Raw genomic sequence first — 23,993 nt, forward strand, 5'->3', positions numbered from 1 at the left:
GGTACCCGGGAACGGCCGACCCTACGAAGGACGGAATTGTGAACGACGGCAGGATGCGGTACCTCCTGGAGCGGGTGACCGCCGAACTCCAGGAGACCCGGAGCGAGTTGCGCGAGGCGAAGGCCCGGAGTTCCGAGCCGGTGGCGCTGGTCGGCATGGCCTGCCACTTCCCCGGCGGCGTGGACTCCCCGGAGGACCTGTGGCGGCTGGTCGCCGAGGGCGGCGACGCGGTGGGCGGGTTCCCCACCGACCGGGGCTGGGACCTGGCCGCGCTGATCGACCCCGATCCGGACCATCCGCGGACCTCGTACACCGGCAACGGGGCCTTCCTGGCCGCACCCGGCGACTTCGACGCGGACTTCTTCGGCGTCTCGCCGCGCGAGGCACTGGCCAGCGACCCGCAGCACCGGCTGCTGCTGGAGACCGCCTGGGAGGCGTTCGAGCGGGCCGGCATCAGGCCGGGCGAGCTGCGCGGTTCCAACACCGGCGTGTTCGTCGGCACCAACGGCAACGACTACCCGCCGCCGGCCGGCACCGCGCCCGAGGAACTGGAGGGGTACCTCGCGGTCGGCAACGCGGCGAGCGTCGCCTCCGGCCGGATCTCGTACACCCTGGGCCTGGAGGGCCCGGCCGTCACCGTCGACACCGCCTGCTCCTCCTCCTCGGTGGCGCTGCACCTGGCGGTCCGGGCGCTGCGCTCCGGCGAGTGCGACCTGGCGCTGGCGGGCGGGGTGACGGTGATGACCACGCCGTCGATCTTCGTCGAGTTCTCCCGGCAGCACGGGCTCGCCCCGGACGGCCGGTGCAAGGCCTTCGGGGCGGGCGCGGACGGCACCGGCTGGTCGGAGGGTGTGGCGCTGCTGCTGGTCGAGCGGCTCTCCGACGCCAGGCGCAACGGGCACCGGGTGCTGGCGGTGGTCCGCGGCACCGCCGTCAACCAGGACGGCGCCTCGCACGGCCTCACCGCGCCCAACGGGCCCGCCCAGCAGCGCGTCATCCGCCAGGCCCTGGCCGACGCCGGGCTGGCCCCCGGGGACGTCGACGCGGTGGAGGCGCACGGCACCGGCACCCGGCTCGGGGACCCGATCGAGGCGCAGGCCCTGCTCGGCGCCTACGGCCAGGACCGGGCGGCGGACCGGCCGCTGTGGCTGGGTTCGGTCAAGTCCAACCTGTCGCACACCCAGGCGGCCGCCGGCGCCGCCGGGGTCATCAAGATGGTCCAGGCGCTGCGGCACGGGGTGCTGCCGCGCACCCTGCACGCGGACGACCCGACCCCGCACGTGGACTGGGAGTCGGGCGCGGTCCGGCTGCTCACCGAGGACCGGCCGTGGCCGCGCACCGGGACGCCCCGCCGGGCGGGCGTGTCGGCCTTCGGGGTCAGCGGCACCAACACCCACCTGATCCTGGAGGAGGCCCCGCCGGAGCCGGAGCCGGAGCCGGCTGACGCCCCGTCGGGCCCGGTGGCGTGGACGCTCTCCGCCCGCACCGACGAGGCGCTGCGCGCCCAGGCCGCCGCGCTGGCCGCCCGGGTCCGGGCCGGGCACGGCACGGCGGACGCGGACCAGCCCACCGCGATCGGGCACGGCACGGCGGACGCGAACGCGCTCACCGCGATCGGGCACGCCCTGGTCGCCGAGCGCACCGCCTTCGAGGAACGCGCCGTGCTGATCGGTCACGACGCCCCCGAACTCCTGGACGCCCTGGACGCGTTGGCCGCCGGGGAGCCCTCCCCGGCGGTGGTCCGGGGCCGGGCCGGCGCCGACCGCAGGGTCGTCCTGGTGTTCCCCGGGCAGGGCGCCCAGTGGCTCGGCATGGCCGCCGAACTCCTCGACACCGCACCGGTGTTCGCCGAGCGGATCGCCGCCTGCCAGCAGGCGCTGGCAGAGTTCACCGACTGGTCGCTGGAGGACGTGCTGCGCGGCCGGGCCGGCGCGCCCGGCTACGACCGGGTGGACGTGGTGCAGCCCGCACTGTGGGCGGTGATGGTGTCGCTGGCCGCGCTCTGGGAGTCCTACGGGGTGCGCCCGCATGCCGTGGTCGGCCACAGTCAGGGCGAGATCGCCGCCGCGTACGTCGCCGGGGCGCTGACCCTGGAGGACGCCGCCCGGGTGGTGGCGCTGCGCAGCCGGGCGATCGTGGAGCTGGCCGGGTCGGGCGGGATGGCCTCGGTGCCGCTGCCGCTCGCCCGGGCCGAGGCGCTGATCGCGCCGTGGGGCGGGCGGCTGTCGGTCGCGGTGGTGAACGGCCCGACGGCGGTGGTCGTCGCGGGCGAGCCCGCGGCGCTGGACGAGCTGGTCGCGCTCGGCGAGCGGGAGGACCTCCGGATCCGCCGGGTGCCCGTCGACTACGCCTCGCACTCCCCACAGGTCGAACGGATCCGCGCCCGGCTGGCCCGCGCGCTGGCGCCGGTCGCCCCGCGCACCGGGCACACCCCGCTGGTGTCCACGGTCACCGGCGACCGGCTGGACACCGAGCAGATGGACGGCGCGTACTGGTACACCAACCTGCGGCGGACCGTCCGCTTCGAGGAGGCCGTCCGGCGGCTGCTGGACAGCGGCCACGAGGTCTTCGTCGAGGCCAGCCCGCACCCGGTGCTGACCGCCGCAGTCCAGGCCACCGCGGAGGACGCCGGGCACCCCGGGGCCGTCGCCACCGGCTCGCTGCGCCGGGACGAGGGCGGGCTCCTGCGCTTCCTCGGCTCCGTCGGCCAACTCGCGGTGGCCGGTGTGCCGGTGGACTGGACGCCCGTGCTCGGCCCGCGCCCCGCCACCCGGGTCGACCTGCCGACCTACCCGTTCCAGCGTCGCCGCTACTGGCTGGAGCGGCGCGCCGACCTGACCGGCGACCCGCTCGCCCTCGGCCTGCGCGCCGCCGGGCACCCGCTGCTCGGCGCCGTCCTGCGGCCCGCCGAGGGCGGCGGGGCGACCCTCACCGGGCGGCTCGCCCGGCACTCCCACCCGTGGCTCGCCGACCACACGGTGCTCGGCCGTACCGTCGTCCCCGGCACCGCCCTGGTCGAACTCGCCGTCCGGGCCGGGGACGAGCTCGGCCTGCCGGTCCTGGACGAACTGGTCCTGGAGGCACCGCTGGTGCTGCCCGGGGAGCAGTCCGTCGAGGTCCAGGTGACGGTCGGCGCTCCCGACGCCACCGGGCGGCGGCCGGTGGCCGTGCACGCCCGGGTGCAGCAGGAGCGCGCCGATGCGGACGACTGGCAGCGGCACGCGCACGGCGTGCTCGCCGCCGACTCGGACACCGACGGTGAGCCGGGCGGATCCTCCGGCTGGGCCCCGGACGGCGTCTGGCCGCCCGCCGGGGCCACCGCCGTCCCGCTGGACGGGCTCTACCGGCGCCTCGCCGACACCGGGCGCGCGTACGGCCCCCGGTTCCAGGGCCTGCGCGCGGCCTGGCGGCTCGGCGACGAGTTCTACGCGGAGGTCGCCCTGGCGGAGCCGGAGCAGGCCGACGCGGCCCGCTACGGGCTGCACCCGGCGCTGCTCGACGCCGCGTTCCACCTCGTCGAACCGGGCGGGGGGAGCGCCCGGGGCGAGGGCGTGCCGCTGCCGTTCGCCTGGAGCGCGGTCCGGCTGCACGCGGGCGGCGCCGGCGCGCTGCGGGTGCGGCTGCGCCCCGGCGCCGGTGACACCGTCGTGCTGGACGCCGCCGACCCGTCCGGCGCGCCGGTGCTCACGGTCGGCGGCCTGGCCTCCCGGCCGGTCTCCGCCGAACAGCTCGCCGGCGCCGCGCGCGGGCTGCCGCTGCACGTGGCCGGCTGGGCCGAGCTTCCGCTGCCCGAGCCCGCTGCGGACCGTCCGGCCGACCCCGGCGAGCCGCTTCCGTCCCACCCGGCCGCAGCCGCCGTCGCGGCGGCGGCGGGCGGGGTCGCGGCGGCGGGCGGGGTCGCGGCGGCGGGCGGCGCGCCCGGGACGGCGTGGCTGCCGGTCGAGCCCGGTGCCGCGGACACGGTGCCCGAGCGGGCCCGGGAGGTGCTGCACTCGGTGCTCGCCGCCGTCCAGGACCGGCTGGGCGGCGCCGAGCCGACGGACCGCCGCCTGGTGGTGGTCACCAGCGGAGCGGTGTCCGTCACCGGCGAGGACGTCGACCTCGCCGCCGCCCCGGTCTGGGGCCTGCTGCGCTCCGCCCAGGCCGAGCACCCCGACCGACTGGTGCTGGTCGACGTGGACGACAGCGCCGAATCCCGGCGCGCCCTGCCCGCGGCCCTGGCCGCCGCGGCCGCCGCCGGGGAGACCCAGCTCGCGCTGCGCCGGGGCGCCGCCTCCGTTCCCCGGCTGGTCCCCCTGCCCGCACCGGACACCGCACCGGACATCGCACCGGACACCGCGCCGGAGACCGCAGCGAACACCGCGGCGGACCGGCTGCTCGACCCCGAGGGCACCGTGCTGGTGACCGGCGGCCTGGGTCTGCTCGGCAGGCTGGTGACGCGCCGGCTGGTCGTCGACCACGGCGCCCGGCACCTGCTGCTGGCCGCCCGGCGCGGGCCGGACACCCCCGGCGCGGACGAGTTCCTGGCCGAACTGGCCGGGCTCGGGGCCCGGGCCACCGCCGTCGCCGCCGACGTGGCCGACCGGGAGGCGCTGCGCGCGCTGCTGGCGCGGATCCCCGCCGAGCGGCCGCTGACCGCCGTGGTGCACGCCGCCGGCGCCCTGGACGACGGGCTGCTGACGGCGCTGGACCCGCAGCGGCTGGACACCGTGCTGCGGCCCAAGCTCGACGCGGCCTGGCACCTGCACGAGCTGACCCGCGACGCCGGACTGTCGGCCTTCCTGCTGTTCTCCTCGGCCGCCGGCGTGCTCGGCGTCCAGGGACAGGCCAACTACGCGGCCGCGAACGCCTTCCTGGACGCCCTCGCCGCGCACCGCCGCGCCGCCGGGCTGCCCGCCGTCTCGCTGGCCTGGGGCCTGTGGGCGGACGGCAGCGACCTCACCGGCCACCTGGGCGGCGCCGACCTGGCCCGACTCGCCCGGCAGGGCGTGCGGCCGCTGACGGCGGACGAGGGGCTGGCACTGTTCGCGGCCGCGGTCCGCAGCGGCCACCCGCTGCCGGTGCCGCTGGCGCTGCGCGCCGACGCCGACCCGGCCGCGGCACCGCCGGTGCTGCGCGGTGTGCTGGCCCGACGGCGGGCCCGCCCGGCCGCCGGCGGCGCGACCGGCCCCGGCGATGGGACGGGACTGGCCGACCGGCTGCGGGGCCTGCCCGAGCACCGGCGGCAGGAGCTGCTGCTGACGCTGGTGCGCCGGGAGGCCGCCGTGGTGATCGGGCGCACCGACCGGGACGGCGTGGCCGCCGACCGGGCCTTCAAGGACCTCGGCTTCGACTCGCTCACCGCCGTGGAACTGCGCAACCGGCTGAGCACCGCCACCGGCCTGCGGCTGCCCGCCACCCTGGTCTTCGACCACCCCACCGCCCAGTCGCTGGCCGCCCACCTGGCCGCCGAACTGCCCGGCGGCCGTCCGCCCGCCGACCGGGCGCCCGCCGACCGGGACCGGCGGCCGGACGGACGACCGGACGAGCGGGATCCGATCGTCATCGTCGCGATGAGCTGCCGCTTCCCCGGCGGGGTGACCAGCCCCGAGGAGCTGTGGGAGCTGGTCGACTCCGGGCGGGACGCGATCACCCCGTGGCCCACCGACCGCGGCTGGGACAACGAGTCGCTGTACGACCCCGACCCGGACCGGCCCGGCCGCACCTACACCCAGTACGGCGGGTTCCTGCACGACGCCGCCGAGTTCGACGCCGCGTTCTTCGGCATCTCCCCGCGCGAGGCCCTGGCCACCGACCCCCAGCAGCGGCTGCTGCTGGAGACGGCGTGGGAGGCGTTCGAACGGGCGGGCATCGACCCGGGCACCCTGCGGGGCAGCCGGACCGCGGTCTACACCGGCGTGATGTACAACGACTACGCGGGCCGACTGCGGGAACTGCCCGAGGAGTTGGAGGGGTACCTGCACAACGGCAGCGCCGCCAGCGTGGCGTCGGGGCGGATCTCGTACGCCTTCGGCTTCGAGGGCCCGGCCGTCACGGTGGACACCGCCTGCTCCTCCTCGCTGGTCGCCCTGCACCTGGCCGCCCAGGCGCTGCGCTCCGGGGAGGCCGATCTGGCCCTGGCCGGCGGCGTCGCCGTGATGGCCTCGCCTGCCGGGATGGTGGCCACCTCGCGGCACCGCGCCTTCGCGCCCGACGGGCGGGTGAAGGCTTTCGCCGCCGCCGCGGACGGCACCAGCTGGGCGGAGGGAGTCGGCCTGCTGATGCTGGAACGGCTCTCCGACGCCCGGCGCGCCGGGCACCCGGTGCTGGCAGTGGTGCGCGGCAGCGCCGTGAACCAGGACGGCGCCTCCAACGGCCTCACCGCACCCAACGGACCCGCCCAGCAGCGGGTGCTCCGGCAGGCGCTGGCCGCCGCCGGGCTCGACCCGCGGGACGTCGACGCGGTCGAGGCGCACGGCACCGGCACCCGGCTCGGCGACCCGATCGAGGCGCAGGCGCTGCTGGCCGTCTACGGCGCCGACCGGCCGGCCGAACGACCGCTGTGGCTGGGCTCCTTGAAGTCCAACCTGGGCCACACCCAGGCCGCGGCGGGCGTCGCGGGGCTGATCAAGATGGTCGGCGCCCTGCACCACGGACGGCTGCCCGCGACCCTGAACGTCGAACAGCCCGACCCGGACGTGGACTGGGACGCGGGTGGGGTCAGCCTGCTGACGGACAGCCGGCTCTGGCCGGAGACCGACCGTCCGCGCCGCGCGGGGATCTCGGCCTTCGGCGTCAGCGGCACCAACGCCCACGTGATCATCGAGCAACCACCGTCCGATGCCCGTGAGTCGGAGGGCGACGGGAAGGCGAGCGGCCCACTCCCCTGGGTGCTCTCCGCCCGGACGGCCGGCGCGCTCGCCGCCCAGGCCGCCCGACTCGCCGAGCGCCTGCCCGGGTCGGCCGAGGCACCGGCCGACCTGGCCCACACCCTGCTGGCCGGACGGGCCCGGTTCGAGCACCGGGCCGTGGTCGTCGCCGCCGAACCGGCCGCCGCCTCCGCCGCCCTGCGCGCCCTGGCGGCCGGCGAGCCCTCGGCCGACCTCGTCCAGGGCTGGGCCGACGGTGCGCCTCGAACGGTGTTCGCGTTCCCCGGCCACGGCTCCCAGTGGGCCGGCATGGCCCGCGAACTGCTGGACACCGCACCGGTGTTCGCCGCCCGGATCGAGGAGTGCGCGCGGGCCCTGGCCCCCCACCTGGACTTCGACCTGGACGACGTCCTCCGGCAGCGCGCCGGTGCAGCCCCGCTGGACCGGGTCGAGGTCGCCCAACCCGCCCTCTGGGCCGTCCTGGTGGCGCTCGCCGCGCTCTGGGAGTCGTACGGGGTGCGCCCGGACGCCGTGGTCGGGCACAGCCAGGGCGAGGTGGCCGCCGCCACCGTCGCCGGGGCGCTCACCCTGGACGACGCGGCGCTGATCGTCGCCGCCCGCAGCCGGATCCTGGCCACCCTGGTCGGCCGCGGCTCGATGGCCTCCGTCGCGCTGCCGCCCGACGAGGCCGAACGGCGGATCGCCGCCTGGCCGGGCCGCCTCGGCGTGGCCACCGTGAACGGCCCGAACGCCGTCGTGGTGGCCGGCGAGGAGGACGCCCTGGACGAACTGGTCGCCGCCTGCGCCGCCGAGGGAGTGCGCGCCAAACGGCTGCGGGCCGCCACCCTGGCCGGGCACTCACCCGTGATCGACCAGGTCCGCGAGGAGCTGCTGGCCGCCCTCGCCCCGGTCCGGCCGCGCGCCGCACGGCTGCCGATCTGGTCCACCGTCACCGCCGAACCGGTCGAAGGTGACGAACTGGACGCCGGCCACTGGTACCGCAACCTGCGGCAGACCGTCCGCTTCGCCCCCGTCGTCCAGCGCCTCGCCGAGGCCGGCCGCACCCTGTTCATCGAGGTCAGCCCGCACCCCGTGCTCACCGGCGCGATCCAGGACACCCTGGACGCCGGCGGCCTGCCCGGCGCCGCCATCGAGACGCTGCGCCGCGACCAGGGCGGCAAAGACCGCTTCCTGCTCTCCGCCGGCGCGGCCCTCACCCAGGGCGCCCCGGTCGAGTTCACCGACCTGCCGGCCGGCGCCCGGTCGGTGCCCACCGCGCTGCCCACCTACCCCTTCCAACGCCGCCGCTACTGGCTGGACGCCGGATCCGGCCCGCTCACCACCGCGGCGGCCACCGGCCTCGACGACGGCGACACGCCGCCGGACGAGGCACCCGGCAGCCGACTGACCGCCCGGCTCGCCGGGCTCACCCCCGAGGAACGGCGCGCCCACCTGCTCGACCTGGTGCGCCGCCAGGCCGCGGCGGCCCTGGGCCACGCCGACGCCGAGGAGGTGCTCGCCGACCGCGCCTTCCGCGACCTCGGGTTCGAATCGCTGACCGCCGTCGACCTGCGCAACCGCCTTGTCACCGCCACCGGGCTGCCCCTCCCGGCCACCCTGGTCTTCGACCGGCCCAGCCCCGCCGCCGTCGCGGCCCACCTCGACGAACGGCTCGCCGCCACCGAGGCGCCCGAACTGCCCCACCTGCTGGACCTGCTGGAACGCTCCCTGCCCGGCACCGGGGCCGACCGCCGGGAACTCGCCGCCCGACTGGCCGCGCTGGCCGCCCGGCTCGACCCGTCCGACGGCCGGCCCACGCCGCTCGGCGGCGAGCCCGGCCCCGACCGCGACCTCGGCCGCGACCCCGAGCTCGACCTGGCGAGTGCCAGCGACGAGGAGCTGTTCGCCGAACTCGACCGCGCCCGGCCCGCCGCCGGCACCGCACTCACCGGAAGGAGTGGCGACGATGGCCGATGAGGAGAAGCTGCGGGACTACCTGCGCCGCGCCCTCGCCGACGCGCGCGACGCCCGACGCCGGCTGGAGCAGGCCGAGTACGAGCGGGGCGAGCCGATCGCCGTCATCGGGATGGCCTGCCGGCTGCCCGGCGGCGCCGACTCGCCCGAGCAGCTGTGGGAGCTGGTCGCCGCCGAACGCGACGCCGTCGGCGCCTGGCCCGAGGACCGCGGCTGGGACACCGACGCCCTCTACCACCCTGACCCGGCCACGCCCGGCACCAGCTACGCCCGGCACGGCGGATTCCTGTACGACGCCGCCGAGTTCGACGCCGCGTTCTTCGGCATCTCCCCGCGCGAGGCCCTGGCCACCGACCCCCAGCAGCGGCTGCTGCTGGAGACCGCCTGGCACGCCCTGGAGCACGCCCGGCTCGACCCGGACGGGCTGCGCGGCAGCCGGACCGCCGTCTTCACCGGGCTGACCGCGCAGGAGTACCACACCCGCCCCGGGGCGGGTGTGGCCGAACTGGAGGGCCACCTGGGCATCGGCAACCTGGCCAGCGTCGCCTCCGGCCGGATCGCCTACACCTTCGGCTTCGAGGGTCCCGCCGTCACCGTCGACACCGCCTGCTCCTCCTCCCTGGTCGCCCTGCACCTGGCCGTGCGCTCGCTGCGGGCCGCCGAGAGCGACCTCGCCCTGGCGGGCGGCGCCACCGTGATGTCCTCGCCCACCGGTTTCGTCGAGTTCTCCCGTCAGCGCGGCCTCTCCCCGGACGGCCGCTGCCGCTCCTACGCGGCCGCCGCCGACGGCACCGGCTGGGCCGAGGGCGCCGGACTGCTGGTGCTGGAGCGGCTCTCCGACGCCCGGCGCCACGGACACCGGGTGCTGGCCGTGGTCCGCGGCACCGCCGTGAACCAGGACGGCGCCTCCAACGGCCTCACCGCCCCCAGCGGCCCCGCCCAGCAGAACGTCGTCCGCCAGGCCCTCGCGGACGCCCGGCTCGCCCCCGGGGACGTCGACGCGGTCGAGGGGCACGGCACCGGCACCACCCTCGGCGACCCGATCGAGGCGCAGGCCCTCCAGGCGATCTACGGCACCGGGCGCGACCGCGAACACCCGCTCTGGCTCGGCTCGTTGAAATCCAACCTGGGCCACACCGCGGCCGCGGCCGGCGTCGCCGGGGTGATCAAGACGGTCCAGGCGATCCGCCACGCCACCCTCCCGCGCACCCTGCACGTGGACCGCCCGACGCCCCACGTGGACTGGGCGGACGGCGGCGTGCGGCTGCTCACCGAGGCGCGGAACTGGCCGGATACCGGACGGCCGCGCACCGCCGGGGTCTCCGCCTTCGGGGTGAGCGGGACGAACGCCCACGTGATCATCGAACAGGCCGAGGAGGTCGAGGAGGTCGAGGCAGCCGAGCAGGCCGACCAGGTACCGGCCACCCCGCTGCCCTGGGTGCTCAGCGCGCGCGGCGAGGCCGCGCTGCGGGCCCGGGCCCGACAGGTCGCCGCCCTGCTGCGGTCCGAGGGCGGCCCCGGGACGGCCGACCTCGCCCGGTCACTGGCCACCCGCACCGCCCGGCACCCGCTGCGGGCCGTCCTGGTGGCCACCGACCGCGCCGAGGCCGCCGACCGGCTGGAGGCCTTCGCCGCCGCGCCCGGCCCGCTCGCCCCGGCCGGGGGCGGCCGGACGGCTTTCCTGTTCACCGGCCAGGGCAGCCAACGCCCGGGCATGGGAGCCGGGTTGTACCGGAGCTACCCGGAGTTCGCCCGGGCCTTCGACGCCGTCACGGCCGAACTCGACCGCCACCTGCCGTTCTCGGTCGCCGACGCCGTGCTGCGCTCCACCGGCGCCCCGGCCGACGCCGAGCGGCTGAACCGCACCGAGTACGCCCAGCCCGCCCTGTTCGCCCTCCAGGCCGCACTGCTGCGACTGCTCGACTCCTGGGGCGTGCGCCCGGACCTGGTGGCCGGCCACTCGGTCGGCGCGCTCGCCGCCGCCCACGCCGCCGGGGTGCTCGAACTCCCGGACGCCGCTGCCCTGGTGGCAGCCCGGGGACGGCTGATGCAGCGCCTCCCGGGCGGCGGTGCGATGGCCGCCCTGGAGGCGAGCGAGGAGGAAGCGGCCGCCGAACTCGCCCGGCACGGCGGCGCGGTGGGCCTCGCCGCGGTCAACGGGCCGCGCGCGGTGGTGGTCTCCGGCGAGGAGCGGCAGGTCGAGGCGGTGGCCGAGGCCTTCCGGGCCCGCGGCCGCCGCGCCACCCGGCTACGGGTCAGCCACGCCTTCCACTCCCACCGGATGGACCCGGTCCTGGACGATTTCCGCACCGCAGCCAAGGAGTTGACGTTCCACCCGCCCGGGGTCGGATGGGTCTCCGACCTCACCGGACGCCTCGCCACGGCCGCCGACCCGGCCGACCCGGACCACTGGGCCGAGCACGCCCGGCGGCCGGTCCGCTTCCTGGACGCCGTCCGCACCCTGCGCGCCGAGGGCGCCACCCGCTTCCTGGAGCTCGGCCCGGACGGCGTCCTCACCGCGCTCACCGGGGACGCCCTCGCCGGGGAGGAGCCGGGCCCGCGCGCCCGCCCGGCCACCCTGGCCTCCGCACTGCGCCGGAACCGGCCCGAGCCCCACACCCTGCTGGCGGCCGTCGGCCGGCTGTACGCCGCGGGCGCACCTGTCGACTGGACCGGCCCCTTCGCCGGGCGGACCGCCCACGAGGTCGACCTGCCCGGCTACCCCTTCCAGCGCACCCGGTTCTGGCTGGACGCCCCCGTCGGCACCCGCGCCCCCGCACCTGCCCTGCCGCACGAGCGCACCCCCGAGCCCCCGCCCCCGGCCGACTGGGCCGAGCGCCACGCCGCCCTGTCCGGCCCCGAACTGCTCGACGCCCTCCTCCTGTTGGTGCGCGCCGAGGCCGCCGCGGTGCTCGGGCACGCCGATCCGGAGGCACTGACCGCCGGGACGGCCTTCGTCGAGCAGGGCTTCGACTCCCTCACCGCCGTGGAGCTCGGCGGCCGGCTGTCCGCCGCGACCGGACTGCGGCTGTCCGGTGCGCTCACCATCCACCACCCCGACCCGCTCGCCCTCGCCGAGCACCTGCACGGCGAACTGGCCCGCCGGCGTTCCGATGCGTCCGGCCCGGTGGAGCCGCTGGCCTCGGTCTACCTGGCACTGTGCCGGGCCGGACGCATCCCGGCCGCCACCCAGGTGCTGGTCTCCGCCTCCGAGCTGCGCACCCCGTTCGGTGCCGAGGACCGGGCCGGGCACGGGGTGGCGCCGGTGGCGCTGTCCGAGGGCCCGGCGCCGCTCGCCCTGGTGTGCTTCCCGGCGCTGACCGCGCTCTCCGGGCCGCACGAGTACGCCCGGTTCGGGCAGGCGCTGGACGGGCGGCGGACCGCCCACGCCCTCCCGGCCCCCGGCTACCGGCCGGGCAGCGCGCTGCCCGACTCCGCGGCGGCGTTCGTCCGACTACAGGCCGACGCCGTCCAGGAACTGTACGGGGAGCGGCCGTTCGCGGTGCTGGGGCGCTCGCTCGGCGGGTGCGTGGCGCACGCCGTCACAGCGGAGTTGGAGCGGCGCGGGCTGCGCCCGGCCGGGCTGGTGCTGGTCGACGCGTACCCGATGGACACCGCCGCGCTGCCGGGCATGGAGTGGTGGATGCCGGCGATGGTCAACGGCATGCTCGACCGGCTCGGCGGCCAACAGCTCACCCTCACCGACACCGGGCTCACCGCGATGGGCGCCTACCTGCGCGCCTTCGGGCCCTGGCAGCCCGAGCCCGTCGCCACCCGCACCCTGCTGCTGCGCGCCGAGCAGCCGCTGCCCGGCACCGCGCAGCGGCCCGGCGGCCCCGATTGGCGGGCCTTCTGGCGACTGCCGCACGAGCGCGCGGACATCCCCGGCGATCACTTCTCCGTGCTGGAGGACCACTCCGACAGCACGGCCGACGCCGTCCACCGCTGGCTCACCGAGCCGGACCGCGGCAGCTGACCAAGAGATCCGACCGACAGACCTGACCGACAGATCCAGAGGAGCTCCACCATGACCCGACCGTTCCGCTTCGGCCTCGGCAAGCTGGCCGTCCCCGACGACGCCGACCACTGGCAGCAGGTGTCCAAGGAGGTCGAGTCCCAGGGCTACGACGTCCTGCTGGTGCCCGACCACCTGGGCCGGACCGCGCCCTTCCCCCCGCTGGTGGCCACGGCGGCCGCCACCGGCCTGCGGGTCGGCACCCTGGTGCTCAACTCCGGCTTCTACCACCCGCCGCTGCTGGCCCGGGAGATCGCCACCGTGGACCGGCTGACCGGCGGCCGGGTGGAGATCGGCCTGGGCACCGGCTACGTGCACGCCGAGTTCCAGGCACTCGGCCTCGACCCGGGCACACCGAGGGACCGGGTGGACGCCCTGGAGCGCACCGTACGGGAGGTGCGCCGGCTGCTCGCGGATCCGGACCACGTACCCGCCGCCGTGCAGGAGCAGGTGCCGCTGCTGATCGCGGGCAACGGCAACCGGGTGCTGCGGCTGGCCGCCGAGCACGGCGACATCGTGGGCTTCATCGGGATGCGCTACGACCCGACCGCGTTCGGCGGGCTTCGGCTCATCCCGCGCGCCGAACTCGCCGAGCGGGTCGCCTACTTCGACCGGGTGGTGGGCGAGCGGGCGGCGCAGGTGGAGAAGAACCTGCTGCTCCAGGCGGTGATCGTGACGGAGGACCGGGACGCCGCGATCCGGCACGTGGCCGCCACCCAGCTGCCGGTGCCGCTGACCGAGCTGGAGCAGACGCCGCTGCTGCTGATCGGCACCGTGCCGCAGATCATCGACCAGGTGAAGGAGCTGCGGGACAGCTTCGGCTTCTCGTACTTCACCGTGATGGACGTCCATCAGGAGGCCTTCGCGCCGGTGGTCGGGGCGCTGGCCGGAACCTGAGGCCGACCGACAACCTGGGTTGTCACTTGATCGGGCGGCCGACCGGACCGGCAGCCGCCCTCCAGGGCGACAACCTAGGTTGTCAGCAGGCCGGAGGCGTCCTCGGTCCGCGGCCAGCGCTTGCGGGCGGCCTGCCGGCTGATCCCCAGCAGCTGGCCGACCTCACCGAAGGACGCCCCGGCGGCCAGCGCCTCCCGGGCCAGCCGGTCGACCTCCTCGGCCGCCGCCAGCCGGGCCGACTCGGCTGCCGCCAGCCCGGCCAGCAGCGCGCCGGACCCGCCGTCACCGGCCACCCCGGCGACCGGCCCGGCCGCACCCGAGCCGCCCGAAGCACCCGCACCACCCGCACCACCGTCCAGCAGCGGCCGCAGGCACGGCCCGAGCAGCTCGACCAGCCGCTCGGCCGGGGCCTGGTCCACCTCGGGCACCCGCAGCAGATAGCGGGTGACCAGCAGACCGAGCGTCACGGAGCCCACCAGGGTCGCCCGCAGCTCGACGTCGTCACCGGTCAGCGCGTCCGCCAGCGGACTGTTCCCGGGGTCGGCGACCGCACAGCGCACCGCCTCGGCGGCCTGCGGGTGGGTGAGCATCGACCGCAGCACCGGCATGCTGCGGTCCGGCCGGCCGTCGACGTCGGCCAGGACGTGCGCCAGCAGTCGCTCACCGAGCCGGTCGGCCGGGCCGCCGAGGGCGCCGCCGAAGCTGAGGCCGATCTCCGAGACGGCGTCGAACAGCTGCTCCTTGGAGCCGAAGTGCTTCATCACCAGGGCCGGGTCCACCCCGGCCCGGTGGGCCACGGCGCGCACGGTGGTCTGCTCGTAGCCGAGTTCGGAGAACAGCTCCCGGGCGGCCGCCAGGATCGCCTGCCGACTGCGGCTGCGCCGCTCGCCGCGCCCACCACCACTGCTCTCCGCCATACCGACTCCTCGCCCGTCACACCGCGACACATTCGTTCAACATTTGTTGACCCACTTCGAGCGCGTCCCTACCATGAAGCAGTCTACAAGCGTCGACCGTGGCCCTGCCCTCGACGCTGCCCTGCCTACGCTCAAGGAGCCGGCCATGACGACCCACGACCAGCCACCCGTGGCCGAGCCGCCCACCCCGCCTGACGGGGAGACGCCGACCACCCCGGCGGCCGACTCCGCCGCCACCCCCCGCCGGGCCGGCGCGACGGCCCTCGCCGTGATCGTCACCTGCCAGCTCATGGTGGCGGTCGACGGCAACATCGTGAACATCGCCCTGCCCCGCATCCAGTCCGGCCTGGGCTTCTCCCCCGACGGCCTGGCCTGGGTGTTCAGCGCCTACTCGCTGGCCTTCGGCGGACTGCTGCTGCTCGGCGGACGGGCCAGCGACGTCCTCGGGCGCCGGCGGATGTTCACCTGGGGCCTGCTGCTCGTGGTCGCCGCCTCGCTGCTCGGCGGACTCGCCCCGAACTCCGCGCTGCTGATCGCCGCCCGCGCGGCCCAGGGCGTCGGCTTCGCCTTCGCCGCGCCCGCCGCGTTGTCCCTGATCGCCGTCACCTTCCGGGAGGGCCCGGAGCGCAGCCGGGCGCTCGGGGTGTTCTCCACCGTCGCCGGGCTCGGCATCACCATCGGGCTGATCCTCGGCGGCCTGCTCACCACGTTCTCCTGGCGGCTGGTGTTCTTCGTCAACGTGCCGATCGGCCTGGCCGCCGTGTTCCTGGCCGCCCGTCACCTCGGCGAGACCGAGAAGCACCCGGCCCGCCCCGACGTCATCGGCGCCCTCACCTCCACCGCCGGCATGACCGCCGTCGTCTACGGGCTGATCAACGCCTCCTCGGCGGGCTGGAGTTCGACCACCACCGGGCTCGCCCTGGTGCTCGGCCTGGTGCTGCTCGGCGCCTTCGCCGTGACCCAGGCGAAGGTCCGGGAGCCGCTGATCTCGCTGCGCCTGCTGGCCCAGCGCGCCCGCTCCGGCGCGTACGCGGTCTTCCTGCTCCTGTTCGCCGCGATGGGCGGCACCTACTTCCTGCTCTCCCTCTACGTCCAGGACGGCCTGGGCCTGGCCCCGCTGACCGCCGGACTGGCGTTCCTGCCGATGGCCCTCGCCCAGTTCGCCACCGCCCGCAGCGCCGCCAAGCTGATCCCCAGGTACGGCGCGAGGACGCTGATCGTCACCGGGGCGGCGCTGATGCTCGCCGACAGCCTGTGGCTCGCCGCCACCGGCCCGCACAGCGGTTACCTCACCGGCCTGCTCGGCCCGCTGGTGCTGCTCGGCGCCGGGCTCGGCCTCGGCTTCGTCCCGCTCAACATGACCATCCTGGCCGGCCTCGCGCCCAAGGAGACCGGCGCGGCCTCCGGGCTGCTCCAGGCCCTCCAGCAGATCGGCCTCTCGCTCGGCGTCGCCGTGCTCGCCACCCTCTACGGCGGCTCGCTGCACGGCGCCCGGAACCCCGACCGGGCCCAGCTCGCCGACGGCCTGTCCACCGCGGTGGTCGCCGCGGCGGCCTTCAGCGGCGTCGCCGTCCTGATCGGCCTCCTCGTCATCACCCGTCCCAAGGCCACCGCCTGACGGGCCGCGCACCTCCAGGGCGTGCCCGGGGCGGACCCGGGCGCGCCTCCCTCTCCGAAAGGCACGCCCATGAGCACCCCGCAGCACCTGCACCTGTCCGCCGCCCTGGACGGAGCCGGCTGGCACCCGGCCGCCCGCCACCGACCGGGCGCCGACCCGAGGCCGTTCACCCTGGACCACTGGGCCGGGCAGGCCCTGACCGCCGAGGCCGCGCTGCTGGACTTCGTCACCGTCGAGGACCCGCTCTCCCGCGCCCCCGGACCCGGCGAGGAGCTGGACCGCAGCCTCGGCCACACCCTGCACCGGCTCGACGCGCTGACCCTGGCCGGTGCCCTCGCCGCCCGGACCGAGCACCTCGGCATCATCCCCACCGTCGTGTTCAACACCGCCCGGCCCGCCCCGATCGCCAAGGCGGTCGCCACCCTGGACCACCTGAGCGCGGGCCGCGCCGGGGTGCGCACCCAGCTCAGCCCCACCAAGCCGATCCCGCTGGAGACCCTGTTCCTGCCCGAGGTCCAGGAACAGCTGCGGAAGAGCTTCGACCGGGCCGCCGAGCTGGTCCGGGTGGTGCGAGCGCTCTGGGACGGCGTCACCGACGAGCAGGCCCTGCACGAGCTGGCCCCCGGCCGGTTCACCGCCCGCGACGGGATCCCGGGCGAGTGGCTGCTCGACCCCGACCCGTCCACCGCCCCCCGCCCGCCGCAGGGCCACCCGGTGGTGTTCACCCTCGCCCACATCAGCGTCCCGTGGCGGTACGGGGCCCAGGTCGCCGACGTGGTCTCGATCACCCCGCACGGCGTCGAGGACGTGCGCACCGCCGTCGCCGAGATCCGCGCCGAACAGCAGGCCGTCGAACGGGCCGGGCAGACCGTGCACGTCTTCGCCGACGTGCTGGTCCACCTGGACGCCGAACCGGGCGCGGCCCGGGCCCGGCGCGAACGCCTGGACGCGGCGCTCGGCACCGAACACACCTCCGACGCCCTCGTCTTCGCGGGCACACCCGCCGAACTCGCCGACCTGCTCCAGGAATGGCAGCAGGCCGGGCTCACCGGATACCGGCTCCGCCCGGCCACCACCGCCCACGACCTCCCCGCGCTCGGCACCGGCCTGGTCCCCGAACTCCAGCGGCGCGGCGCCTACCGCACCGGCTACGCCGAGGAGACCCTGCGCGAGCGGCTGGGTCTGGGCACCGCGCCCTGACCGCCCGCCGGACGGACGGCGGCACGCCGCCCCGCGGCGTGCCGCTCCCCCGCCGACGCGGCCTGGGCGTCGGCGCCCAGGGAGCGCGCCAGCTCGGCCCGGCCCTTGACCCGCAACTTCCGGTAGGTGTGGGTGAGGTGCTGCTCGACCGTGCTGACGGTGATGAAGAGCTGCTCGGCGATCTCCCGGTTGGAGTGGCCGGCCACCGCCAGCTCCGCCACCCGCTGCTCCGAGGCGCTCAGCCCCGAGCCGTCCTCCTCCGCGACCTGCTCCTTCAACCGGGCCGCCAGCGGGGCCAGGCCCGCCTCCTCGGCCGTCGCCAGGGCCCGCCCCAGCGACTCCCGGCCGGCCGGCCGCTGCCCGGCCGCCAGCTGCGCCTCGGCGGACTCCGCCAGGGCCCCGGCCAGTTCCGCCCGGTCCCCGGATTCCGCCAGCAACTCCACGGCCTCCTGGAGGAGTTCGACCCGGCGGGCGGGCTCGCAGGCGGCCAGCGCCCGCAGCGACAGCCCCCGGGTGCGCGGCCGGGCGGCGCCCGGATGGTCGAGCTGGGCCAGCGCCAGCGCCCGGGCCTGCTCCGGGCGGCGCAGCGCCAGCAGCGCCCGGGCCGCGTCGGAGCGCCACGGCAGGAAGGAGGGCAGGTCCAACCCCCAGTCCTCCAGCAGCCGCCCGCAGCGGGTGAAGTCCTCCAGGGCCGCGTCCGCCGCCCCCGCCGCCAGCCGGTGCCGGCCGCGGGCGTGCAGGAACTGCGCGCCGTAACGGGTGCGGGCCAGCCGCTCGGGCGGCGCGGGCAGCCGCAGCTCCGCCTCCGACTTCCCGCCGAGCGCGGCGGAGGAGAGCAGCAGCACCGCCAGCGGCGCGCCCAGCCACACGCCCCACCCGCCTGGCGGCAGCAGCGCCAGCGCCCGCCGCGCGTACCGCTCGGCCGCCCGGACCTGGCCCAGCCGCAGCACGATCTCGGCCAGAGTGGCCGTCAGCAGCGCCTGCCACACCGGGATCCGCCGCTCCACCGCCTGCCGCAGCAGTCCCGTGCACCAGGGCTCCGCCAGGTCGGCCCGGTCCGCGTAGAGCAGCACGTACAGCGCGGACTGCAGCGCACCGTACGTCGCGTCCTCCAACGGCGTGGTGCGCAGCACCAGTTCGCCGGTGCGCAGGTCCTCCGCGGTGCCGCCGGTGTGCAGCACCCGGGGCAGGGCCAGCACGGAGCGGTGCTGCGGCTGGCCGAGGGGCAGGCCGGGCGGCGGCGCGGGACGGCCCGGCGGCACCAGGTGGGGGGCCATCGCCCGCAGGTGCTCCAGGGCGCGGGTCAGCTCGTCGCGGTGCGCGGGGTCGGTCGGGTCCGGGCCGGTGAGGGCCCGGGAGATCTCCGCCTCGGTGCCGTGCCACTGCAGCGTCCGCAGCAGTCCGATGCGGTGCTGCTCCGTCAGCTCGGCGGGGGCGGCGGCCAGCGGGCGGACCAGCCGGTAGGCGGCCTGCGGGTCGGTGCGGAACCGCACGACGGCGCGTTGCAGGGCCAGCTCGGCGTCGCCGGGCGCGGCCGCGGCGGCCAGCGCCAGGCAGGACTCGGCGAAGGCGTGGTCGTCGGCGCTCAGCGCGGCCCGGGCGGCGTCCAGCAGTACCGGCCGGGCCCACGGCTCGGTGGCCTCCCCGGCCGCCAGCAGGTGCGCGGCGACCTGCTCCGGGGAGCCGCCGGATTCGTAGACCAGCCGGGCGGCCCGCAGCTGCCGGGCCGCGCGCTCCCGCTCCGGTAATCCGTCGAGCACGGCCCGGGCGGCCGCCGTGCCGCGCAGTCGGCCGTCGACGACCAGTCCGCCCGCGGTCAGCGCGGCCAGCGCGGCCCGGGCCGGACGGCCCAGCAGCTGCGGCAGCAGGGCGGTGGAGCCGGACTCGGCCAGCACGGCCAGCGCCCGGGCCGGCTCGACCGCCGCGGCCCCCGCGCGGCTCAGGCAGGCCCGGACGGCCAGCGCGTACGCCGGTCCGGGCACCGGCTCCGCGGACGGGCCGTCGCCTCCGCAGTCCTCGGCGAGGGCGCGCAGCAGCAGCGGGTTGCCGCCGGTCAGCCGGTACCACGCGGGGAGCCGGGTGGCGGGGGCTCCCAGCAGGCCGGCCAGCAGCTGGCCGGTGCCGTGCTCGCTCAGGCGGTCGACCCGCAGCCGGGTGAAGCGCGGCAGGCGCAGCAGGGCGGTGCGCCAGTCGCGGTCGGGGCCCGGGTCGGCCGGCGGGTCGGGCTCGGTGACGACCAGCAGGACGGGGGCGGTCGGGGCGCAGGTGGCCAGGTGGAGCAGGGTCTGCCGGGAGGCCGGGTCGGCGTGCTGGAGGTCGTCGACGGCGAGCACCAGCGGGGTGCGGGCGGCCAGCTCGTGCAGCAGCAGCCACAGGTCCTGGTCCACCCGCGCGGGGACGCGTCCGGTCGCCGGCAGGTCCTCCGCGCACGGTTGGGCGGTGTCGGCCGCCCCGAGCAGGGCCAGTGCCGCCGTCCGCACGGCCCGGGGCAGTGCGGGCCGGCGCAGCAGCTGGTCCAGCACGCCGAAGCGCACGTCGCGCTCCGAGCAGCGGGCGGTCGCGGTGAGGAGGGTCGCACCGCGGGCCTCGGCCACCGTGCCGAAGGCCCGGAGCAGTTCGGTTCTGCCGCAGGCGGCCGGCCCGGAGAGGGCGAGCGTTCCGCCGCTTCCGTCCAGGCAGTCGTCCAGCAGGCTTGCGAAGCGGTCCAGTTGTGTGTCGCGTTCGACAGGATTCACATCTGCTCCCCGTTGTGCCGGCTGGGGCGGGCCGAGTTCGCTGGCCCGCCCTGGTGCTGTTCCGCGCTGTTCCGTTCGCGCTGATCCGCGCTGTTCCCCTGCTCGGCCGCAGGCGTCGTCCGCGGCCGACCGCTCAGCCGACCCGGCTCCCTCCCGTCACCGACTGCAACAGGCTTCTGGTGTAGGGGTGTTCGGGGTGGTCGAACACCTCGTCCACCCCGCCGGACTCCACCAGCTCACCGTCCTTCAGCACGATCAGCCGGTCGCTCATGTGGTGCACCACACCCAGGTCGTGCGAGACGAACAGCAGGGCCAGGCCCAACTCCCGCTGCAACGACACCAGCAGGTCCAGCACCTGGGCCTGGACCGACACGTCCAGCGCCGACACCGGTTCGTCGCAGACCAGCAGACGGGGACCGGTGGCCAACGCCCGGGCGATCGCCACCCGTTGGCGCTGCCCGCCGGACAGCTGGGCCGGGCGGCTGCGCAGCAGCACCGCCGGCAGCCCGACCTGGTCCAGCAGCTCGGCGGCCCGCGCGTCCCGGGCGGCGCCGCGCGGCACCCCGGTGACGGTCAGTGCCTCCCCGACGATCCGGCGCACGTCGTGGCGCGGGTCGAAGGAGCTCAGCGGGTCCTGCTGCACCAGCTGCAGCAGTCCCCGGCGGGGGCGGCGCCGGCGCTCCGCCAGGCCGCTCCAGGGCTCCCCGGCGAAACGGACCGTGCCGGCGTCCGGTTCGAGCAGGCCGAGCACGATCCGCGCCACCGTGGTCTTCCCGGAGCCGGACTCGCCGACCAGCCCCAGCGTCTCGCCCGCCGCCACCGAGAACGACACGTCCCGCACCACCGGGTGGGCGGTGCCGGCGGGGGCCCGGTAGGTCTTGGAGACTCCCGCCACCTCCAGCAGCACCTGTCGGTCCGCGGCGTGCCGCGCCGGGCCGGTACGGCCGACGCTCGGACGGGCCTCGGCAGCGGGCAGCGGACGGTCCGGGTACCAGCAGCGGACGCTGTGGCCGGCCGGCCCGTCCAGGGCGGCCGACGCATCCGGATCGGTCGGCCCGTCCGCAACGGCCGGCCCGTCCAGGGCGGCGGGCAGCGCCCGGCGGCAGCGGTCGTCGGCGAGCGCGCAGCGGGCCGCGTACGGGCAGCCCTCGGGCCCGGCGGCCGGGCGCGGCGGCTGCGGCACCGACAGTGGCAGGCCCTTTCCGGCCCGGCTGGGCACCGCCGCGAGCAGCGCCCTGGTGTACGGGTGCCGCGGGTCGCCGAGCACCTGCCCGGCCGTGCCCTGCTCGACCACCACGCCCGCGTACATCACCGCCACCCGGTGCGCCAGCCGTTCGACCACCGACAGGTCGTGGCTGATCAGCAGCAGTGCCGTGCCCTGGCCGACCAGGTCGCCCAGCAGGTCCAGCACCTGCGTCTGAACGGTGGCGTCCAGCGCGGTGGTCGGCTCGTCGGCGATCAGCAGTTCCGGGCCGGCCGCCAGTGCCGAGGCGATCAGCGCGCGCTGGCGCAGTCCCCCGGACAGCTGGTGCGGGTACTGCCGGGCCCGGCGGGGCGGCTCCGGGACGCCGACGTCCGCGAGCAGCTCCAGCACCCGCTCACCGGTGTGGGCCCGGTCGACCGTCCGGTGGGTGCGCAGGGCCTCGGCGATCTCGGCGCCGACGGTGCGCAGCGGGTCGAGCGATACCAGCGCGTCCTGGAGGACCAGGCCGATCCGACGGCCGCGGACCCGCTGCCACTGTCGCTCGGTCAGGGTGCCGAGGTCGAGGCCGTCGAACTCCAGCCGCCGTGCCCGGACCCGGGAATCGCGGCCGGTCAGGCCGACCAGGGTCCGCGCGGTGACGCTCTTGCCGGAGCCGGACTCGCCGACCAGGGCGAGGCATTCACCGCGCCGCAGGGTGAGCGAGACGTCGCGGACCACGCCGCGGCCCGTCCCGAAGGCCACCTGGAGGCCGTCGACGGCGAGCAGCGGGGCGGGCGGGTTGCCGGTCACGGTGACCTCCGGGTGAATCGCTGCTGGAGGTGGCGGCCGACGACGGTGACGGCGGCCACGGTGACGGTGACGGCCGCGCCCGGGAACACCCCGAGCCACCAGGCGGTGGCCAGGAAGCCGCGGCCCTCGGAGAGCATCGCCCCCCACTCGGGCGACGGCGGGCGCGGGCCCAGGCCGAGGAAGCTCAGTCCGGACGCCGCGATCAGCGCGGTGCCGAAGCCCACGGCTGCCAGGGTCAGCAGCGGCGCCAGCGAGTTGGGCAGGACGTGGCGCAGGACCAGTGAGCGGCGTGGCACGCCGAGCGTGACCGCCGCCTCGACGTAGCCGGAGCGGCGCACCAGCAGGGCTTCGGAGCGCACCATCCGCCCGTAGCCGGGGACCAGGGCGATCCCGATGGCGAGCACCAGGTTCCCGGTGCCGGTGCCCAGGACGGCGATCACCAGCAGCGCGAGCAGGGTCGCGGGCAGGGCCAGCAGGACGTCGGCGGCGCGCATCAGCAGCCGGTCGGCGAACCGGCCGCCGAGGGCGGCGGCCAGGCCGACCGCCGCGCCGCCGGTCACCGCGACCGCGGTGGAGCCGAAGCCGAGCGCCAGGGCCGGTCCGGCGCCGTGCGCCAACCGGGAGAGGACGTCCCGGCCGAGCTGGTCGGTGCCCAGGAGGTGGGCCGCGCCCGGGGGTTGCAGGGCGTTCAGCGGGTCGGTCGCGGTCGGCGACAGGTCGGTGAACAGGCCGGGGAACAGCCCGGCCAGCACGATCAGCAGCAGCACCGCGCCGGCGGCCAGCACCGCCGGGGGCGGCAGCCGGGCGAGCCTGCGGGCCAGGGCCGGGGGGACGAGGGGCGGGGACGCAAGGGACACCTGGTCACCTGCTCCCGAGTCGGGGGTCGAGCACGCCGTAGAGCAGGTCGACGGCCGTCGAGATCACCACGAACACCAGCGCCGACAGCAGCACCACGCCGATCACCACCGGCACGTCCCGGCTGTTGACCGCGGCCAGCACCAGCGAGCCGACCCCGGGGCGGCCGAACACCGACTCCACCAGCACCGTCCCGCCGAGCAGCGAGCCGGTGAGCCAGCCGGTCAAGGTCACCAGCGGGACCGCCGAGTGCCGTAGCGCGTGCCGCACCACCAGGCCGGAGCGGCCGAGGCCGCGGGCGCGCACCGTCACCGCGAACGGCTGGCCGAGGGCCGCCTCCAGCCCCTCCCGCAGGACCTGCGCGAGTGTCCCGGCCAGCGGCAGCGCCAGGGTGACGGCGGGCAGCACCAGTGCGGCGAAGCCGTCCGCGCCCGCCACCGGGAACAGCCGCAGGTGGAACGAGAACACCGTGAGCAGCACCAGGCCCAGCCAGTAGGAGGGGGTGGAGACCGCCACCAGCTCCCAGACGCCGGACAGGGCCCGCAGTGCGGGCGGCCGGCCGGCCGTCGCGACCGCCGAGAGGACGGCGACGAGCAGCGCCAGCACCACGGCGGCCAGCGCGAGTTGGACGGTCGGTCCGAGCTGTTCGGTGATCAGTCCGGAGACCGGGCGCTGGAGCTGGTAGGACTGTCCGAGGTCCAATCGCAGCAGGCCGCCCAGGTAGTGGAGGTACTGCAGGGCCACCGGCTGGTCGTAGCCGAGCTGGTGGCGGATCGCCTCGCGCACCTCGGGCGGGGTGGTGGTGGCCGGGCCGAGCAGTGTGGCGACGGGGTCGCCCGGGATCAGTTGCAGTGCCCCGAAGGCGAGGGTGGCCGCACCGAACATCACCGCCACCGCGCCGGCCAGGCGTCGCGCACCTCGGGCCGGGGCGCGACGCCTGG

General features: G+C 77.0%; 10 protein-coding genes. 5 read left to right on the plus strand and 5 right to left on the minus strand.

What is annotated here, in order from left to right; translation table 11 throughout:
- Positions 1-35: 35 nt before the first annotated feature.
- The 3 genes from ABTY61_RS34720 to ABTY61_RS34730 are packed head-to-tail and all read left to right on the plus strand — an operon-like array spanning position 36 to position 13,734.
- Entirely contained in the window at positions 36-8,825 is an 8,790-nt protein-coding gene (locus ABTY61_RS34720) for a type I polyketide synthase (protein ID WP_502895483.1), read from the plus strand.
- Positions 8,806-12,798 (plus strand): type I polyketide synthase, encoded by a 3,993-nt coding sequence (locus tag ABTY61_RS34725; protein WP_502895480.1) that lies wholly within the window; start codon positions 8,806-8,808, stop codon positions 12,796-12,798. The genes ABTY61_RS34720 and ABTY61_RS34725 overlap by 20 nt, the downstream gene beginning before the upstream one ends.
- A gap of 51 nt (positions 12,799-12,849) precedes the next feature.
- Entirely contained in the window at positions 12,850-13,734 is an 885-nt protein-coding gene (locus ABTY61_RS34730; protein WP_350509153.1) for a TIGR03621 family F420-dependent LLM class oxidoreductase, read from the plus strand.
- 74 nt (positions 13,735-13,808) lie between these two features.
- Here ABTY61_RS34730 and ABTY61_RS34735 read toward each other — a convergent pair whose 3' ends face one another.
- Positions 13,809-14,651, minus strand: a complete 843-nt coding sequence (locus tag ABTY61_RS34735; RefSeq protein ID WP_350509154.1) for a TetR/AcrR family transcriptional regulator — start codon at positions 14,649-14,651, stop codon at positions 13,809-13,811.
- Between the two features lie 145 nt (positions 14,652-14,796).
- Between ABTY61_RS34735 and ABTY61_RS34740 the strand changes: the two genes are divergently transcribed.
- On the plus strand, positions 14,797-16,269 hold the full coding sequence (locus ABTY61_RS34740) for an MFS transporter (RefSeq protein WP_350509155.1): 1,473 nt from the start codon (positions 14,797-14,799) through the stop codon (positions 16,267-16,269).
- Positions 16,270-16,338: 69 nt separating this feature from the next.
- Positions 16,339-17,469 carry an LLM class flavin-dependent oxidoreductase gene (locus ABTY61_RS34745; RefSeq protein ID WP_350509156.1) on the plus strand — a complete coding sequence of 377 codons (1,131 nt, stop codon included), beginning with the start codon at positions 16,339-16,341 and terminating at the stop codon, positions 17,467-17,469.
- On the opposite strand, the gene ABTY61_RS34750 is transcribed toward ABTY61_RS34745, so the two are convergent.
- The 4 genes from ABTY61_RS34750 to ABTY61_RS34765 all read right to left on the minus strand — a co-directional run.
- On the minus strand, positions 17,418-20,204 hold the full coding sequence (locus ABTY61_RS34750; RefSeq protein WP_350509157.1) for an AAA family ATPase: 2,787 nt from the start codon (positions 20,202-20,204) through the stop codon (positions 17,418-17,420). The genes ABTY61_RS34745 and ABTY61_RS34750 overlap by 52 nt on opposite strands.
- A 133-nt stretch (positions 20,205-20,337) precedes the next feature.
- The gene (locus tag ABTY61_RS34755) at positions 20,338-22,197 is read right to left on the minus strand and encodes an ABC transporter ATP-binding protein (protein ID WP_350509158.1); all 1,860 of its coding nucleotides are present in this window, start codon (positions 22,195-22,197) and stop codon (positions 20,338-20,340) included.
- Positions 22,194-23,054, minus strand: coding sequence for an ABC transporter permease (locus ABTY61_RS34760; RefSeq protein WP_350509159.1), 861 nt, complete (start codon positions 23,052-23,054; stop codon positions 22,194-22,196). Before ABTY61_RS34760 ends, ABTY61_RS34755 begins: the two co-directional genes overlap by 4 nt.
- A gap of 4 nt (positions 23,055-23,058) precedes the next feature.
- Positions 23,059-23,993: ABC transporter permease (locus ABTY61_RS34765; RefSeq protein ID WP_502895481.1), on the minus strand; the 935-nt coding region annotated here is incomplete at its 5' end.

This window comes from Kitasatospora sp. NPDC096128 (genome assembly GCF_040303105.1).
Lineage (GTDB): Bacteria > Actinomycetota > Actinomycetes > Streptomycetales > Streptomycetaceae > Kitasatospora.

What these genes read in the sequence shown, in the direction of transcription:
- ABTY61_RS34730 (WP_350509153.1), top strand. Translation starts at nt 12,850, where the DNA reads ATGACCCGACCGTTCCGCTTCGGCCTCGGCAAGCTGGCCGTCCCCGAC.
- ABTY61_RS34735 (WP_350509154.1), bottom strand. Translation starts at nt 14,651, where the DNA reads ATGGCGGAGAGCAGTGGTGGTGGGCGCGGCGAGCGGCGCAGCCGCAGT.
- ABTY61_RS34740 (WP_350509155.1), top strand. Translation starts at nt 14,797, where the DNA reads ATGACGACCCACGACCAGCCACCCGTGGCCGAGCCGCCCACCCCGCCT.
- ABTY61_RS34745 (WP_350509156.1), top strand. Translation starts at nt 16,339, where the DNA reads ATGAGCACCCCGCAGCACCTGCACCTGTCCGCCGCCCTGGACGGAGCC.